The 17360-nt window shown below is 42.9% G+C and carries 14 protein-coding genes; 5 read left to right on the top strand and 9 right to left on the bottom strand.

From position 1 onward, the window contains the following. Position 1: 1 nt before the first annotated feature. Entirely contained in the window at positions 2 to 538 is a 537-nt protein-coding gene (locus WC743_RS17210; RefSeq protein ID WP_373013856.1) for a hypothetical protein, read from the bottom strand. Positions 539 to 690: 152 nt separating this feature from the next. Between WC743_RS17210 and WC743_RS17205 the strand changes: the two genes are divergently transcribed. After that, a complete protein-coding gene (locus WC743_RS17205) occupies positions 691 to 2082 on the top strand; it encodes a peptidylprolyl isomerase (protein WP_373013854.1) in 1392 nt (463 codons plus the stop codon). A 6-nt stretch (positions 2083 to 2088) separates the two neighbouring features. Next, positions 2089 to 3051: an AAA family ATPase gene (locus WC743_RS17200; RefSeq protein WP_373013852.1), complete on the top strand. Its 963-nt coding sequence runs from the start codon at positions 2089 to 2091 to the stop codon at positions 3049 to 3051. Positions 3052 to 3166: 115 nt separating this feature from the next. Here the strand turns inward: WC743_RS17200 and WC743_RS17195 are convergent, their stop codons facing one another. The 7 genes from WC743_RS17195 to mutL form a co-directional block, all read right to left on the bottom strand. Then, on the bottom strand, positions 3167 to 4051 hold the full coding sequence (locus WC743_RS17195; RefSeq protein ID WP_373013851.1) for a hypothetical protein: 885 nt from the start codon (positions 4049 to 4051) through the stop codon (positions 3167 to 3169). A gap of 91 nt (positions 4052 to 4142) precedes the next feature. Beyond that, complete coding sequence (cysS, locus tag WC743_RS17190; RefSeq protein ID WP_373013849.1) at positions 4143 to 5633, bottom strand: cysteine--tRNA ligase; 1491 nt, start codon at positions 5631 to 5633, stop codon at positions 4143 to 4145. 66 nt (positions 5634 to 5699) lie between these two features. Next, complete coding sequence (locus tag WC743_RS17185) at positions 5700 to 6542, bottom strand: NAD-dependent epimerase/dehydratase family protein (protein WP_373013847.1); 843 nt, start codon at positions 6540 to 6542, stop codon at positions 5700 to 5702. Between the two features lie 7 nt (positions 6543 to 6549). Then, entirely contained in the window at positions 6550 to 7659 is a 1110-nt protein-coding gene (locus tag WC743_RS17180; RefSeq protein WP_373013845.1) for an endonuclease/exonuclease/phosphatase family protein, read from the bottom strand. Further along, a complete protein-coding gene (locus tag WC743_RS17175; protein WP_373013843.1) occupies positions 7649 to 8533 on the bottom strand; it encodes a rhomboid family intramembrane serine protease in 885 nt (294 codons plus the stop codon). The genes WC743_RS17180 and WC743_RS17175 overlap by 11 nt, the downstream gene beginning before the upstream one ends. A gap of 36 nt (positions 8534 to 8569) precedes the next feature. Beyond that, positions 8570 to 9283 (bottom strand): rhomboid family intramembrane serine protease, encoded by a 714-nt coding sequence (locus WC743_RS17170; protein ID WP_373013841.1) that lies wholly within the window; start codon positions 9281 to 9283, stop codon positions 8570 to 8572. Between the two features lie 31 nt (positions 9284 to 9314). Beyond that, positions 9315 to 11168, bottom strand: coding sequence for a DNA mismatch repair endonuclease MutL (gene mutL, locus WC743_RS17165; RefSeq protein WP_373013839.1), 1854 nt, complete (start codon positions 11166 to 11168; stop codon positions 9315 to 9317). 138 nt (positions 11169 to 11306) lie between these two features. On the opposite strand from mutL, the gene WC743_RS17160 reads away from it, so the two are divergent. Together WC743_RS17160 and WC743_RS17155 are read left to right on the top strand one after the other, a co-directional pair. Further along, positions 11307 to 12938 carry an amidohydrolase gene (locus tag WC743_RS17160; protein ID WP_373013837.1) on the top strand — a complete coding sequence of 544 codons (1632 nt, stop codon included), beginning with the start codon at positions 11307 to 11309 and terminating at the stop codon, positions 12936 to 12938. Then, positions 12925 to 14742, top strand: a complete 1818-nt coding sequence (locus tag WC743_RS17155) for a serine hydrolase domain-containing protein (protein WP_373013835.1) — start codon at positions 12925 to 12927, stop codon at positions 14740 to 14742. Before WC743_RS17160 ends, WC743_RS17155 begins: the two co-directional genes overlap by 14 nt. Before the next feature lie 333 nt (positions 14743 to 15075). Here WC743_RS17155 and serS read toward each other — a convergent pair whose 3' ends face one another. After that, entirely contained in the window at positions 15076 to 16347 is a 1272-nt protein-coding gene (serS, locus tag WC743_RS17150) for a serine--tRNA ligase (RefSeq protein ID WP_373013833.1), read from the bottom strand. 171 nt (positions 16348 to 16518) lie between these two features. On the opposite strand from serS, the gene rsmI reads away from it, so the two are divergent. Continuing rightward, the gene (gene rsmI / locus WC743_RS17145) at positions 16519 to 17247 is read left to right on the top strand and encodes a 16S rRNA (cytidine(1402)-2'-O)-methyltransferase (RefSeq protein ID WP_373013831.1); all 729 of its coding nucleotides are present in this window, start codon (positions 16519 to 16521) and stop codon (positions 17245 to 17247) included. Positions 17248 to 17360: the final 113 nt, after the last annotated feature.

Below are 17360 nucleotides of genomic sequence, written 5' to 3'. Positions count from 1 at the left end.
GTTATAGTTTTTTCATTTGTTCCCAAAAAGCCTTTTTGTTATCGTTGCTATCCATCATTTCATCAAAGCTAAAACTGTATAGCGCGGTGTAACTTCCAACCGGTACCGGCTCGTTAAGCGTTAGCTTATCAATGCCCGCGGGTAAAGCTTGCGCGCCAAGCACCAATAACTTTTCGGGATTAAAGTATCCGGTTATTTGTTGTATGCCGATGCCCGGGTAGGTATGGGTATTAAATATAGCCACATCTGCTATAGCCAGGTCTTTGCGTTTTAGGATGTTTTCAAGCGCGGTTAAGTGCGCGGCGGCTATAAATTCTTCGGCAGCATAATTCACCAGTATCACAAAACGCTTATTATTATCGCCCAGATAATTAAAAGTAATTTGCGGCGTTTCTACAATTGGTTGGGTAACTGCAGGGGGATCGTTTACGGAGATATTTTCTGTTGATGGTATGTTTTTTACCCCTTTATCCTTATCAAGCAAATATATTTCATCCTGCATAATAAAACGGAAGGCTTGCGGGTTATCAACTTTCATATTTAACATTTTTTAACCAAAAGTAAGTAAACCAGTTGAAGCATTATCAGCATATTCGCACAACGGGTTAATTATACATTATTATTAATAAATTTTACCGAAATTTGCATTTTTAACGGACTAAACACCCGTATTATTATTTCAATAAATTCATGAGAAAATTAGGGCTATCCATTCTAAATATTTTACTGATCCTGTCTGTAGCTCACGCGCAGGAAAAACGTACTATTGATAAAATTGCTGCTGTAGTTGGCGCAAGTGTTATACTGCAATCTGATATTGAGTTAGAGTACGCGCAATACCTGGTAAGCGGCCAGCAGCCAAACCCTGCTTTTAAATGTATTATTTTACAAAATAAGCTTACCCAAAAACTATTGGCCCAACAGGCTATTATTGATAGTGTTACGGTTAAAGACGAAGAAGTTGATGCTGATATTGAGCGCCGTATGCGTTCATTCATGCAACGCGCAGGTGGCCAGGAAAAACTGGAATCGTTTTTAGGCCGTTCAATTATCCAGTATAAAGATGAGCTTCGCCCGGATATTAAGGAGTCGTTGATTGCACAGCGCATGAGGCAAAAGATCACCGAAAAGGTGAACACAACCCCGCAGGATGTTAAAAACTATTTTGAGAGCTTAAAAAAAGACAGCATCCGCTCTTTTAACAAAGAGGTTGAGGTTGGTGAAATAGTTTTCTCCCCAAAACTGAATAAGGATGAAAAACAATTCTATAAAGAAAAGGCCGAAGAGCTAAGGGCCCGTGTTAAAAAAGGCGAAGACTTTGGTACCATTGCCAGGTCATACTCACAAGATCCGCAATCGGCAGTTGAAGGTGGCGACCTGGGTTTTGCTGACCGTACCACTTACGTGAAAGAATTTGCCGCTAATGCCTTTAAATTAAAGACCGGTGAACTTTCGCCTGTGTTTGAAACTGACTTTGGTTTCCACTTTTTACAGGTTATTGAGCGCCGCGGTGAGCAGGTGCATGTGCGCCACGTATTAATTATACCCGCGCTTACCCAGGCAAGTTTAGACCGCTCAAAAACTACTGCAGATAGTGTTTATAAAGTTATGAAAGGCATGAAGAAGTTTGATTTCTCAAACGCTGCTTCTGTTTTCTCTGATGATAACGAAACCAAGTACAATGGCGGTATGATGTTAAATGCTGACAATGTACAAACCCGTACAACATATATCCCTACCGATAAGCTTGACCCACAGGTTGCGCTGATTACCGATACCATGAAGGTTGGCCAGATATCACAGCCGCAATTATTTACCGATGCACAAAGCGGTAAAAAAAGCTACAAAATTTTATATTTAAAATCTGTTACCGATGCGCATAAAGCTAATCTTACACAGGATTTTGCCAAGTTGAGAGACGAAGCAATGTCTGATAAGCTTAACCGTACTGTAAGCCAGTGGTTTGAAAAACGCAGAAAAGAAACTTTTATTAAAATTGACCCTGAATATCAGCAATGCCCGCCGCTAAAAGGTTGGATAACCCCCACAACCACCACCGCAGAGGCTGCTAACCCACAATAATTATATATGCAACACCGCTCAGATGTAGAAGCTGCTGATGCCTTAAAGCATGCCTATCAGCAAATTCGTGCAGAAATTGGAAAGGTTATTATTGGCCAGGATGAGGTAGTAAAGTTTGTGCTGATATCTATTTTCAGTAACGGGCATTGCCTGCTGGTTGGTGTACCCGGCCTTGCAAAAACGCTGCTGGTACAAACTGTTGCACAGGTGTTGGATCTTGATTTTAAACGCATACAATTTACGCCAGACCTAATGCCATCTGATATTATAGGATCAGAGATCTTAGGCGAAGACCGTAATTTTAAATTTATACCCGGCCCGGTTTTCGCAAACATTATCCTGGCTGATGAAATTAACCGCACCCCGCCAAAAACACAGGCCGCGCTTTTAGAGGCCATGCAGGAAAAAGCGGTTACTGCCGCGGGTATTACCCACAAGTTAGCACAGCCATTTTTTGTACTGGCTACGCAAAACCCAATTGAGCAGGAAGGGACATACCCACTGCCCGAAGCACAGCTGGATAGGTTTATGTTTAACGTAGCTTTAAACTACCCTTCTTTTAAAGAAGAACTGCAGGTGGTTAAAAATACAACCAGTACCAATCAGGTAACTATAAATAAGCAGCTAAACGCCGCGCAGATCATATACTTTCAGCAATTGGTAAGAAATATACCGGTGGCAGATAATGTTTTGGAGTACGCGGTTAAGCTGGTATCCAAAACGCGGCCTAACAGCGAATTTGCAACCCCACAGGTTAAACGTTTGTTAAACTGGGGCGCCGGCCCGCGCGCGTCACAATTCCTTATCCTGGGGGCTAAATGCCACGCTGTATTAAACGGAAAGTATTCGCCGGATATTGAGGATGTGCAGGCGGTTGCAATGCCTATATTAAGCCACCGCATAGTAAGAAGCTACCACGCCGAGGCTGAAGGCCTTTCGGCTAATGATATTATCGAGCAGTTATTTTAAGATCAACCTATCCACCCGTAGAGACACAATATTTTGTGTCTCCCAAAAAATAGACACAACAGAAAGAGCCGCAAATTTTGCGGCTCTTTCTGTTTAATGAAAGTCTTAAATTTTCTTAGTTCTCAACTGTCGAAAACATTTCTACCAGGATATTCCACTTGTGTTTGGCATCAATTTCCCAAATACGTACGTAGTTGTAATTGTTTACCATATTGCCCTTTTTAATCCGCGCCTTGCCATAGCTATAAGCCAGATCATTACTTGTTGAACGGCCTGCATTAGTTGTTTGGGCAGAGATGCTTATACCTTCGTTATCAAGGAACTTTAAAATTTTATCCGGAGCGGTTATTTGTTCAAAACCGGGGAAATAGTAATGTGCCTCCGGGCTTAAAAATTCTTTATAAGCCGCAAGCGATGATAATTCTAATGAATGGTTCATTATATTATCATTATCCATTATTATTTTTTTACCGTTAAAAAGCTCTTTACTTGCGGCCTTTTGTTTTGAAAGATCAGGTTCTTTAAAATCCGTTGATGTTACATGCTGAGGCTCCGGGTGTTGTATGCCCAGGTTTATCAGCAATTTGAATTTATTCTCAGCATCTAATCTCCAAACAGAAAGATAATCGCCATATACTTTATCATCCTCGGTTTTACCGTTCTGGTAAATATACGGGCCTGCTGTAAAACCAAGGTCGCCGTTGGCAGATATACGTGCAAGTTTTGGCTGCGAGGTTAGTTTACCCGGCTGTTTATCAATGGAGCTATAAAACTCAGTGATCTTAATTGCCTGTGGTTTAAATACTACGCCTTCAATATCGGCAACAGATAAAAACCCGTTTTTGATTCCTTTGCGTTCAACTACTTTATTAAATTCTTCTTCGGCATTTACTACTTTACTTACTTCAACAGTTGTTGTTGGTGTTGTTGTTGTTTGTGCTAAAACCGGGTTTATGAAACCGGCTGAAATGATAGCTGCAGCTAATATTAATTTTTTCATGTATGATGCAATAGATTTAGCGGGCATTATATTAATAATTGGATGTAATGCAAGCATACCCCGGCTTGCCTTATACCTATTTAGTGTGTTTTTAAATTTTTACCCAGTCGGTTGTTCCCTGTTTGTTATCATTTAACTGGAATCCGGCCTGCTTTAAGCCCTCGCGTATCTTATCAGATGTGGCATAGTCTTTATTTGCTTTGGCTTCGTTACGCAGCTTAACAATAAGTTCCATTAACTGCCCGGTATCACCGCTTTCGTTATCATCCTGCTTTAAACCTAAAACATCAAAAAAGAAGTCGTTGTAGGTTTTTTTCATTCTTGAGAACGTTTCTGCTGATATCTCGCCGGAATTGCGGCTGTTGGCAGCAAACGAATTTATCCACTTTGATAAATTGCTTAGTGCTTCTAACGTTTTGGGCGAATTAAAATTGTCATTCATTCCCCGGTAACAATCTTCACAAAATTCGTTAATCGCCGTATCAACTTCCGTCTCAACAGCTACAATGGTGTTTTGTTCTAAAGTTGCCAATTTTTTGGCAGATTCCGCAAGCCGCTTATAAAATATCTCAGCAGCCTCAATGGCTTCGTTTGAAAAATCTACCGTGCTGCGGTAGCTCGCCTGCATAAAAAAGAACCTTACCACCATAGGGCTGTAACCCTTTTTTAACAACGGGTGTGTGCCCAAAAACAACTCATGCGGTAAAAAACTATTACCTAATGATTTTGACATTTTTTGCCCGTTGATAGTAAGCATATTGGTGTGCAGCCAGTACGATGCCGGAATTTTACCGCAGCATGCTACACTTTGTGCTATCTCGTTGGTATGGTGTGTAGGCATCAGATCAATACCGCCGCCATGTATATCAAATTGATGGCCCAGGTATTTATTGCTCATGGCCGAGCACTCCAGGTGCCAGCCCGGGAAACCTACGCCCCAGGGCGATGGCCACTTCATTAAATGCTCCGGTTTGGCTTTTATCCACAGGGCAAAATCAAGTTTGCCATGCTTTTCATTCTGCCCGCCTAAACTGCGGGTATTGTTCAGCATATCCTCCAGCTTGCGGCCGTTCAGTATCCCGTAATCCTGCGTGGCGTTATATTTTTCTACATCAAAATATACTGATCCATTTTCTTCGTAAGCATATCCTTTTGCAAGGATCTCTTTTACCATTTCTATCTGCTCAATTATATGCCCGGTAGCGGTAGGCTCAATGCTTGGCGGTAACGCGTTAAATATTTGCATTACGTTATGAAAATCAACAGTGTATTTCTGTACAATTTCCATTGGCTCCAGTTGCGCTATCTTTGCCTTTTTTGATACCTTATCCTCACCCTCATCGCTATCGCCCTCCAAATGGCCGGCATCGGTAATATTACGCACATAGCGCACCTTGTAACCCAGGTGTAACAGGTACCTGAAAATCAAATCGAAAGAAATAAAAGTACGGCAGTTGCCTAAATGCACATCGCTATATACTGTAGGGCCACAAACATACATGCCCACATGCGGGTCATTAAGCGGCTTAAACTCTTCTTTTTTACGTGTTAAAGTATTGTAAACAAATAATTTTTGTTCCATGTGCGCAAACTTACGATTTTTTAGATTTGAAGTTTATAGGTAATGTTAATGGCTACTTTTAGGCGACTATTGTTGTAATAAATATGCAAATGTGTATTGCGGATCATATCCCAGCTGTTTTTTGGCCTTGTCGCAAACATAAACACGGTCAATAGTTTGCGGGAATACCCAGCCTTTTGCCCGGTATACCTCTTCGGCCTGCGGATAGTGTTGCAGAATTACCTGCTTTGGCGAATGTTTTAACAACACAGTTTCTGATTTATTAAATGGCGACCCGCTGGAGATATTGAATATTTCAAAATCAGCAAATTTAATGCCCAACGCCAGCCTCAGGGCCTCTGCCCCGTCGCGTTCATCTAATCCACGGTAAAGGCGGTGGTTAATCTTCAGGTTATCATCCTCAGGCAAAAACCTGCCCACACGGTATACCGAAGTTTGCAGGCCCTCTTTATAAAAGAGATCTTTACACAGCTGCTCCGCGGTTTGCTTGGTAATATCGTAAATATCACGGGGCATTTCAATAAGTGATTCATCAACCCACACCGCTTTATCAGCATCAACCAACGCGCCCCCATATATTGATGTGGTGCTGGTATATAAGAATTTACCGGTCCCGTTTTTTACACAGGCGTTTAACAGGTTAAGCGTGCCGTAAATATTGGTATCAATAAACGCTTCCCTGGGATAGTTAAGCTCATAATGCTTCCCGTGGATGGCTGCGGTATGTATAATGGCGTCCACACCTTTGGCAGATGCTTCAACAGCGGCTTTGTCTTTTATATCCAGCAGTTCATCAGTGGTATCGGCAGGAATAATATCAACCCCGTGAACGGTGTGCCCATACTGCCTTAAATGCTTCACCGTTGCAGCGCCTAACTGGCCGGATGATCCCGTAACCCAAACTTTCATTGATCTGTTAATTTAATATAAGCTCGGTTTTTAACGGATAATGATCTGATAGTTTCTTTTGGATAATACGGTAATCGTTCACACCAATCTGCGGACTAACCATTACAAAGTCTATCTGGTAATTTGGGAAATCGCCGTTGTAGGTACGGCCCAGGCCGCTGCCTTTTTCACTAAAGGCATTCTTTAAGCCTTTTGCCATTTGCGTAACCGCGAATGATGCCGGGGTATCATTAAAATCGCCTGATATGATGTATGGATAAGGGCAGGTTTTAGCATGATTTCTTACAATAAAAACCTGCTCGCTTCTTTTAATGAATGCAATTTTAAGCTTGGTGCCTAAACGTTTGGTAGCATGCATATCTGTTTTACCTTTGTTTGATAAGCTGCCCAGATACTTATAGTCTTCCGGCTCAAAATGGATAGATTGCAGGTGTACGCTGTACATCCTGAATTTAGCACCGTTCTTTTCCACATCAACATAAAGGCACTGGTTACCGGTGCCACTTGGAAATTTAACCCAGCCATGATCTAATATTTTATACTTCGAGAAGATAGCCATCCCCATTGATTCTTCCGGTACTGCATCAAAAGGCTCATAGTAATATTCGTTACTGTTCATGATCCTTTTTAAAGAATCTATCATGTTATACTGCCCGCGCCTGCGGGTATAAAACTCCTGCATGCCAATAATATCAGGGTTTTGTTGCTTAATTAATTCTAAAAACTCGTGCTTGGTGTTCAGATCATTATTAGCGCCATAGGGCTTAAAATTATGAACATTGTAGGTCATTAAGGTTAAGGTGTTTTTGTTTGCCGTATTATCGCTATCGGCAGGCAGCCTAAAGCCAATGTTATTTAACAAAACATTCCAGCCTATTGCTATGGTAATAAGGGAGAGCAGCACATACCGGCTTTTACGCAACAGCCAATAAGCCGCCATAATAACAGCGGCCAATAACAGCGGCGGGTAAGCCAGCCCAAAAAAGGCGAACAACCAAAATTTTCGCGGGTCAACATATCCGGCTAAGTAACTAAACAAAAGGGCCAGGCAAAGCAGGCAGTTCAGGTATAAAAGTATTTTATCAATAAAGCCTAATCCGTTTTTTTTAGCTCTCATTATTGTTACTTGCTCTGAACAATGTTTCTTTTTCCTGCTTGGTCAGGCTATCGTATCCGGTGCCTGATATTTTATCTAATATACGGTCAATCTCATCCTGGCGGGGCAAACCTGATGATCTTTTTTGTGCATTATTGTTGGTAATTACTTTCATTTTAGGCTGTGCATGCTTAAACAACTTATTTATAGCGCCTAAAAAGTCATTGCCTCTTTGTAATTGTTTAATGTAGATAAAGCCCATTAAAGCGCCGCCAATGTGGGCAATTTCGCCGCCGGGGTTGCTGCCTACTATCATTATAAAATCAAGTATCACCAAAAACAGCACCAGCCATTTTAGTTTTACAGGGCCAATAAATATTAAGGAGATAGTATAGTTGGGCAATAAAGTAGCTGTGGCAACCACAATAGCCATTACACTTGCTGATGCACCCACTACCGTACTGTTTTCGGCAGCATTTACGTTGGTAAACGCCGGCAGCAGGTTATAAGCAGCTACAAATAGCAAGCCGCCTGCCAGCCCGCCTGCTATGTAAAGGCCAATGGTGCGTTTATTACCCAGGTATTCTTCAAATATCTGGCCCATCCAATACAGCCAAAGCATGTTAAACAGAATGTGCAGCACACCGGCATGCATAAACATATAGGTAATGGGCGTCCAAAACCTAGTTAATAATTTTGGCAGCGCCGCCGGCAAATGCAGGTATTCGTTAGTAAAAGCCAATATAGCGCTGTTACCAAAGCCGGTGAATAATTGTTCAACTACTGCGGTTACGTTTATCGCCAAAAAAACAATAACATTAATACCGATCAGCAGGCGTATTTTACTGCCCGACTGCTGTATTTTATACTGGATATTTTGCCAAAGGGTACTCATATCAAAACAAGGTTATATATTGATAACTACCAATTCTTAGTAAAAATTGTTTGGCCTTTTTACGCGCCAAAGCTTTATTAACAGGAACCCAAATAATGCACCGCCCAAATGCGCGAAATGCGCTACCGAATCGCCCGCAAAACGGCTAACACCAGTGAACAATTCAATGGCTACATAACCTATAACTACATACTTTGCCTTTATAGGTACCGGGATGAACATGATCATCATCTCTAAGTTAGGGAAAAGCATCCCGAAACCTACCAGAATACCAAATATAGCACCTGATGCACCCAACATTGGGAAATTGAAGTAACCATAAAGGTTTTGCGCGTTTTCCTGGCTGCCATAGTTAAAATATGATGCTTGTAACTCGGGATGCGGAATGGTAAATGCGCCGGCAATAGCATGTATCTGTATGGCTTGCACCAGCATATACAAAACATAACCGCCAATACCGGTAATAAAATAGTAGTTAAAAAACTTCTTTGACCCTAAAGTGTACTCCAGCATTGGCCCAAAAGATACCAGGGCAAACATGTTAAACAAGATATGTGTAAAACCGCCATGCATAAACATGTAGGTAATTATTTGCCATGGTTTAAATAAAGGCGAAAACGGATAATAGGCTGCTAAATATAATTTAAGATCCACAAACTGTGCTAAGGCATAAGTAGCAATAAAGAAAATGATGTTTATAATAAGCAGGTTTTTTACAACCGGCGGCATATTGGCAAATGGTGATTGCATTGTATAATGTATATATGGTTTAAGGTATTAGCTATTTTTCAAATCGTTCTGCTAATTCGTTCAATGTAAAGGTAGTAATTACAGGCTTGCCATTTAGTGCAAGGTTTGGCATTTGGCAGGCAAAAAGTTGGTCAACTAACTGGTTCATCTCTTCTAATGATAACTTTACACCTGTTTTAATAGCGGCATTACGTGCCAGCGACCGTGCCAGGTTATCTCGTTTATCTAACTTTAAAATGGCCAGGTTGTTTTTAAACCCCTCTAATAATTGCTCCAGTAACTCATGCTCGTTAGCATTGCTTATATCTGCGGGTATGCCTTCTACAACTACCGTGTTTTTACCAAACTCGCGTATGTCAAAACCCAGTCCGCGTATGTCTGGCAGCAACTCTCTTAACAACTCAAAATCGCTGCTGTTTAGTGTAACAGACTGCGGAAATAAGCTTTGCTGACTTACCCCCGAGTGGTTTTGTAATTGCTGTAAGAACCGCTCATACAAAATACGCTCATGCGCCGCCTGCTGACTGATCAGCATAAAGCCCGATTTGATCTGCGACATAATGAACCGGTTATGCACCTGAAAAAACTGCCGTTCGCTGCTTTTGGTTATTTCCTGCTCATCAACCGGGATGCTTTTTTCGGCATGGATCTCGTGCTGCAGTGTTTCTTCTTTCCTGCTGATCTCATACAGCGTATCCCAATTGCGCGGGATGGCCGTTTGGTAATCATTGGTATTTCTTAAGAACGGTATTTCACGTTCCGATTTTTTCTCGTTGGCAAAGGGGTTAAAATCAGGATTAAAAGCAATGGATGGCTGTACTATCTCATCAAACGGCTTGGGCGTAATGAGGTGGCCAATGCTGTTCTCCTGGTCAAAATCAAGCGTGGGCGTAATATTATACTTACCCAAAGAGCGTTTTACTGCCGACCGTATAATAGCGTAAATTGATTTCTCGTCCTGGTATTTAATTTCTGTTTTTGTGGGGTGAACGTTAATATCTATCTTACTTGGGTCAATATCAATAAAAAGCACATACAGCGGGTAGGTTTCATCAGGCAATAATTCCTGGAAAGCCGTTAGCACCGCGTGGTTCAAATACGCATCCCTTATAAAACGGTTGTTTACAAAAAAGAACTGCTCGCCGCGTGTTTTACGGGCAAACTCGGGTTTGCCTACAAAACCGCGCAGGTTAATAATGGTAGTTTCTTCCTCAACGGGAACCAGCCGCTGGTTATAATTATTACCAAACAAGTGAACAATCCGCTGCTTAAGCGCGGCCGATGGCAAATGATAAACTTCCTGCCCATCATGGTGCATGGTAAAAAATACCTGCGGGTTAGCCAAAGCCACCCTTTGAAACTCATCAATTATATGGCGCATCTCTACCGGGTTACTTTTTAAAAAGTTACGGCGGGCGGGCGTGTTATAAAACAGGTTCTTGATAGATATTGATGTACCGGTATTAGCAGAGCAGGCTTCCTGGCTTACCACTTCAGATCCCTCAATTAAAATACAGGTGCCCAGCTCGTCCTCATGGCGGCGGGTTTTTAGCTCAACCTGTGCAATCGCGGCTATTGAAGCCATTGCCTCGCCCCTGAAACCCATGGTACGGATGGCAAAAAGATCTTCGGCCTTGCGTATTTTTGATGTTGCATGGCGCTCAAAACACATGCGCGCGTCTGTAAGGCTCATTCCACAGCCGTTATCAATCACCTGTATCAATGATTTTCCGGCGTCTTTAAGTATCAGTTGTATCTTATCGGCACCGGCATCTATCGCGTTCTCTATCAATTCCTTTACTGCGGATGCTGGTCGTTGTACTACTTCTCCCGCGGCAATTTGATTGGCTACGGCATCCGGTAAAAGTTGAATTATATCTGGCATTAAAATTATTTCCCTTCTTAGCCAACAGGCATATTCTTTTTCGATGCTAAATTAATTATTTGATTGCATAACTTTACCTTTACATACTTGTATATAGTATTTACGTTATATTATTTACATCCCCCTGTTAAATTACATATGAAGAAACTATGGCCTGTGCTGTTTTTACTGGTAGCGGCATGCAAACAAAAAGAGTACAATGCCGATCTGTTAGTTAAAAACGCAGTTGTTTATACGGTAGACAGCACCTTTACTACAGCCGATGCTTTTGTAGTAAGCAATGGCAAAATTTTAGCCGTTGGCAAAGCCGATACATTAGAACAAAAATATTTAGCCCGCGAGGTTGTTGATGCCGGTGGTAAAGCCATATATCCGGGCTTTATTGATGCGCACGCGCACTTTTATGAATATGGCCTGGGCTTGCAGGAAGTTAAGCTAACGGGCAGTAAAAGCTGGGCGGCGGTATTAGATACCGTAAATAGCTACTCGAGGCACCATACCGAAGGGTGGATAATAGGTAACGGCTGGGACCAAAACATTTGGGCCAATAAACAATTCCCTAATAAGGCAAAGCTTGATTCGTTATTCCCGGTGCGCCCGGTGATATTGAGCCGGATTGACGGCCACGCGGCCATTGCAAACCAGGCAGCCCTGAATATTGCAGGCATTAAACCGGGACAAACCATTACAGGCGGTAAAATTGAAACCGTTAACGGTAAGCTTACCGGCATATTAATTGATAACGCGGTGGGTATTGTTACCCGCAAAATTCCCTCGCCTACAGAGCTGGTTACACAAAATGCCTTGTTAGATGCACAACGCAACTGCTTTGCCGTAGGTTTAACAACTGTTGATGATTGCGGCCTGCCTTATACCATGGTGAGCACTATTGCCGCCCTGCAGCATAAAGGCGACCTTAAAATGCGCATGTATGTAATGCTTGCCGACCAGGAAGAGAACTACGACTACCTGTTTAAGCGCGGCGCTTATAAAACACCGGGGCTGAACGTAAGGGCGTTTAAGGTTTACGCCGATGGCGCATTAGGCTCGCGCGGTGCATGTTTGTTAAAACCCTACTCCGATCAAAAAAACTGGAACGGCTTTTTATTAAGCAGTCAGAAACATTTTGAGGAAGTGGCCGCTAAAATAGCTGCCAAAGGTTTCCAGATGTGTACCCATGCCATTGGCGACTCGGCCAACCGGGTAATTCTAAAAATTTATGCTGATGTTTTAAAAGGCAAGAATAATAAACGCTGGCGCATTGAACATGCCCAGATCGTATCGCCTGAGGATATTAAATATTTTGGCAACGATAACATCATACCTTCGGTACAACCTACACATGCTACATCAGACATGGTATGGGCAGCTAAACGTTTAGGCGCCGCACGTTTAAAAACCGGCTATGCCTACAAACAATTAATGAAGCAAAACGGTTGGATACCCCTGGGGACGGATTTCCCGGTGGAAAACATTAACCCTATGTACACCTTTTACGCGGCTACTGAACGCAAGGACCTGAAGGGTTTTCCTGCAAGGGGTTTCCAGATGGAGAACGCGCTGAGCCGCACAGAGGCCTTAAAAGGCATGACCACCTGGGCCGCAAAAGCAAACTTTGAAGAAAAGGAAAAAGGTAGTATTGAAGTTGGCAAGTATGCCGATTTTGTAATACTGGATAAAGATATAATGAAAGTTAAGGGAAGCGAACTACCCAATGTTAAAGTAATAAAAACGTATATAAATGGTGTTAAGGTTTATGAGAAAAAATAAGCGGGAGTGTTATTTCCTGCTTATGTTGGGGTTCGTTCTTTTTAATTCGGCATGCGCGCAAAACCCTCCCTTTACAGGCAAGGCATATGTGCAGGAAGAACGCCTGGTTGAGCAGTCTACAGTATTGTTGAATAATGAAAGTAAGGTTGTACCGCTGCAGGGTTTAGAAAATATCAGGGTAGCGAGCATCCGTTTTTCAAGCGCATTCGCGATAGCGTTTGATAGCTTGTTAAATAAATACACAAAAGTTACATCTTTTAACGGGAACGATTACCTGGGGCCAAAAACGTTGGATATGCTGGCGATGGATACCAAGTTCTCCAATACGCTTGTTATCCAGGTAAATGACGCCGACCTGAACAACCCGCAGATAGTAGACTTTATTACAACCAATCAAAAACTTAAAAATACTATTGTTTCGTTTTTGGGGAACAGCGCGTCACTCATCAAACTAAACGGTGTTACAGCGCCGGTGATCTGGTCATCAAGGATTTCGCCGGTTTCTGCATACTATAGCGCGCAGGCCATATTTGGCGGCGTGCCTATCACCCAAAAGCTTACTAAAAATTATACCGCAAAATATCAGTCGGGTGCCGGATTTATAACCTCCAAGATCCGCCTGCAATATACAGTGCCCGAGGATGCAGGGATCAATTCAAATAATTTAAAAGCAATTGATGATATTGCCCGAGAAGCCATTTCAAACAGGGCAACACCGGGCTGTGTAGTACTGGTGGCTAAAGATGGCAAGGTGATATTTAACAAAGCCTATGGTTACCATACCTATGATAACCTGCAGCCCGATAAAATAACCGACATATTTGACGTGGCATCCATGACAAAAATATCGGCCACTACTATGGAGGTGATGCAGCTATACGATCAGCAGAAGCTGAATTTAGATTCAACCGCCGGTAGCTATCTTGCTTCCACACGTAAAACCAATAAAAGCAACCTCACTATACGCGAGATATTAGAGCACCAGGCCGGGTTAATACCAGATATCCCAACCTTTGGAAAGATAAAACCGACCGATTATTCGGCAGATTCATCAGCAGCATTCCCAACAAAGGTGAACGATGGTTATTATTTAAGAAAAAATTATTTTGAAGATGTAATGTGGCCCGATGTTTTAAAATCGGCAGTTAAAACACGCGGGCAATACGTGTACAGCGATGTTGGCCTTGTTATGATGCAGCAGATAGCAGAAACACTTACCGCCACCCCGTTAAATGTTTTTGTACAGCAAAACTTTTACAACCAGCTGGGGATGCAAACCGCGGGCTTCCTACCCTTGTACCGCTTCCCTGCAGACCGGATAGTCCCGACAGAGGACGATAAAATAGACCGCCATGCCTTGCTTGATGGCTATGTACATGACCCTACCGCGGCTTTAATGGGCGGCGTTGCAGGTCACGCCGGTTTATTTGCCAGCGCTAATGATATCGCCATACTTTATCAAATGATGTTAAGCCGTGGCTTATACGGTGGCACACAATATATAAAACCCGAAACGGTTGATCTGTTCACGTCCAAGCAGTCGGCTGTTAGCAGGCGTGGTTTGGGTTTTGACCGCTGGGACCCTATTGAAGATCGTCATTATCCATCTAAACTGGCATCAAACATGACATTTGGCCACACCGGCTTTACCGGCACCTGCGTTTGGGTAGATCCTAAATATAACCTGGTATATGTATTCCTATCTAACCGTGTAAACCCAACTGTGGGCAGCAAATTAGGCAGCTTAAACATACGGCCCCGCATACAGGATGCCGTTTACGAGGCGATACAAAAGGGGATGTAGGAGCCTCACCCAACCCTCTCCAAAGGAGAGGGCTTTAAAAGTATAAACACAAAGAGCGGCATTTTGCCGCTCTTTGTGTTTATACTTTACCCGCGCGTCATTGCGAGGTACGAAGCAATCCCCGACATGCTTGTAGTCGACTTTTCTCTTAGGGATTGCTTCGTACCTCGCAAAGACGCACTATAATTAAACAGAAAAGACCCAGCAAATGCCGGGTCTTTTCTGTTTAAACTGCTTTGCCATGCTGAACGGCAGTGAAGCATCTATCCGCTGATAAGTAACCGGCAAGCACATTTGCTATCAGATCCTTCGCTATCGCACAGGATCTTCAGCTTAATCTATCCACTCAAACTTAGTGTAAGGCACTAATACCTCCGGTATTTTAATGCCTTTATCTGTTTGGTTATTTTCTAATAAGGTGGCTACTATTCGCGGTAAAGCAAGTGCGCTACCGTTTAGGGTATGGGCCAGTTGCGTTTTACCTTCTGCATTACGGAAACGCAGTTTTAAACGGTTACTCTGAAAAGTTTCAAAGTTTGATACTGATGATACCTCCAGCCAGCGTTGTTGCGCGGCGCTCCAGGTTTCCATATCGTAGGTAAGGGCAGCGGTAAAGCTCATATCGCCGCCGCAAAGGCGTAATACACGGTAGGGCAAACCTAACTTTTGCAACAGGCTTTGCACATGTGCGCTCATACCTTCCAATACTTCGTATGATGTATCAGGGTGTACCACCTGCACAATCTCTACCTTATCAAACTGGTGTAAACGGTTTAACCCGCGTACGTGTGCCCCGTAAGAACCAGCCTCTCGGCGGAAACAAGGGGTATGCCCGCAGTTTTTAACCGGCAATTCATCCGCTTTTAAGATCACATCACGGTAAAGATTGGTAATAGGTACTTCTGCAGTGGGGATCAGATACAGATCATCTACACCAACATAATACATTTGTCCCTCTTTATCCGGTAACTGCCCGGTACCAAACCCAGATGCCGCATTTACCATTAGCGGGACACTCACTTCGCTGTACCCTGCTTTTTCGGCTTCGTCAATAAAGAAATTGATAAGGGCGCGTTGCAGTTTAGCCCCTTTATTTTTATAAACAGGGAAACCTGCGCCGGTTATTTTAACGCCCAGTTCAAAATCTATCAGGTTATATTTTGCGGCCAGCTCCCAGTGTGGTAAAGCATTGGCAGGCAACTGTGGGATAGCGCCATTCTCCAGTACCACTTCGTTTTCCTCTGGTGTAATACCTTTTGGCACTGATGAATGCGGCAGGTTAGGTAACAAAACCAGTTTTTCCTGCAGCTCTGCTTCAAGTATAGCCAGTTGTTCGCCAAGCTGTTTACCTTCTTCTTTCCATTTGCCGGTATTGGCCTTTATGGCTTCTGCCTCGTTCTTTTTACCGGTGCGCATTAGCTCGCCAATTTGTTTGGCAGCCGCGTTAGATTGCGACGAAACAGTATCCAGCAGGTTTTGTGTTTGGCGGCGTTTTTCATCTAATCCAATCACTTCATCAATTAATTCGGGCTGTTTAAAATTTTTTACAGCCAAACGTTCTAAAACCTGTTCCCTGTTATCGCGGATATAACTAACTTGCAGCATTGATTTTATTTTAAAAGGCAAATATAACAGTTTGCAGTTTGCGGGCGGCAGTTAGAATTCATTTTCTATTGTTAAGTTAGTTTGCAGTGGGCGGTTTGCAATAACATCGCACCGGAAATAAGTTACTTTTGGAAAAAATCAGCAAACTGTTAACTGAAAACTGCAAACTGAATGACCGGCAAACTATACTTAGTCCCCACCCCCATTGGTAACCTGGAGGATATGACCTTTAGGGCTATCCGGATCCTAAAAGAGGCCGATCTGATACTGGCCGAAGATACCCGCACATCAGCACCAATGCTGAAACACTTTGATATCCAGAACAAGGTATTTTCGCACCATCAGCATAATGAGCACCAATCAAGTAACGAGATCATTAAGTTTCTGTTGATGGGGCAAAACATCGCTTTAATTTCTGATGCGGGTACGCCTGCCATATCTGATCCGGGGTTTTATTTGGTGCGCGAAGCTTTAAAATTTAATATACCGGTAGAATGCCTGCCAGGTGCTACGGCTTTTGTTCCGGCCTTGGTTAACTCGGGTTTCCCTACAGATAAATTTTGTTTTGAAGGATTTTTACCGCTAAAAAAAGGAAGGCAAACCCGGTATAAAACTTTAGCGACCGAAGAGCGCACCATCATACTTTATGAATCGCCGCACCGTTTATTGAAAACTCTGGATGAGATGGCTACCTTCTTTGGAGCCGACCGCCAGATTTCAGTATCGCGCGAGCTGACAAAAATGTTTGAAGAAACAGTAAGGGGCACAGTAGCCGAGGTGAAAACTTATTTTGAGACCCACCCTGTAAAAGGTGAGTTTGTGATGTGTGTAGCAGGAGCCACACCCGCCGAAGGAGACGGCAAAAAGAAAAGGAAGTATGAGGACGAGGAGGAGGATTAGGCCATCATTGTACTGCCAATTAATTGAGCGTCATTGCGAGGTACGAAGCAATCTCCAGATAGGACACGTTTTCGCATGACCGATAACCATAGTTATGAGATTGCTTCGTACCT

Source organism: Mucilaginibacter sp. (genome assembly GCF_041660805.1).
In the GTDB taxonomy this organism is placed as follows: Bacteria; Bacteroidota; Bacteroidia; order Sphingobacteriales; family Sphingobacteriaceae; genus Mucilaginibacter.
Note: the sequence above shows the minus strand (reverse complement) of the source record. Positions and strands in the feature narration are given on the sequence as shown.

Excerpts from the sequence above, each read along its gene's own strand:
- WC743_RS17210 (WP_373013856.1), bottom strand. The coding sequence starts at position 538 with ATGAAAGTTGATAACCCGCAAGCCTTCCGTTTTATTATGCAGGATGAA.
- WC743_RS17205 (WP_373013854.1), top strand. The coding sequence starts at position 691 with ATGAGAAAATTAGGGCTATCCATTCTAAATATTTTACTGATCCTGTCT.
- WC743_RS17200 (WP_373013852.1), top strand. The coding sequence starts at position 2,089 with ATGCAACACCGCTCAGATGTAGAAGCTGCTGATGCCTTAAAGCATGCC.
- WC743_RS17195 (WP_373013851.1), bottom strand. The coding sequence starts at position 4,051 with ATGAAAAAATTAATATTAGCTGCAGCTATCATTTCAGCCGGTTTCATA.
- cysS (WP_373013849.1), bottom strand. The coding sequence starts at position 5,633 with ATGGAACAAAAATTATTTGTTTACAATACTTTAACACGTAAAAAAGAA.
- WC743_RS17185 (WP_373013847.1), bottom strand. The coding sequence starts at position 6,542 with ATGAAAGTTTGGGTTACGGGATCATCCGGCCAGTTAGGCGCTGCAACG.
- WC743_RS17180 (WP_373013845.1), bottom strand. The coding sequence starts at position 7,659 with ATGAGAGCTAAAAAAAACGGATTAGGCTTTATTGATAAAATACTTTTA.
- WC743_RS17175 (WP_373013843.1), bottom strand. The coding sequence starts at position 8,533 with ATGAGTACCCTTTGGCAAAATATCCAGTATAAAATACAGCAGTCGGGC.
- WC743_RS17170 (WP_373013841.1), bottom strand. The coding sequence starts at position 9,283 with ATGCAATCACCATTTGCCAATATGCCGCCGGTTGTAAAAAACCTGCTT.
- mutL (WP_373013839.1), bottom strand. The coding sequence starts at position 11,168 with ATGCCAGATATAATTCAACTTTTACCGGATGCCGTAGCCAATCAAATT.
- WC743_RS17160 (WP_373013837.1), top strand. The coding sequence starts at position 11,307 with ATGAAGAAACTATGGCCTGTGCTGTTTTTACTGGTAGCGGCATGCAAA.
- WC743_RS17155 (WP_373013835.1), top strand. The coding sequence starts at position 12,925 with ATGAGAAAAAATAAGCGGGAGTGTTATTTCCTGCTTATGTTGGGGTTC.
- serS (WP_373013833.1), bottom strand. The coding sequence starts at position 16,347 with ATGCTGCAAGTTAGTTATATCCGCGATAACAGGGAACAGGTTTTAGAA.
- rsmI (WP_373013831.1), top strand. The coding sequence starts at position 16,519 with ATGACCGGCAAACTATACTTAGTCCCCACCCCCATTGGTAACCTGGAG.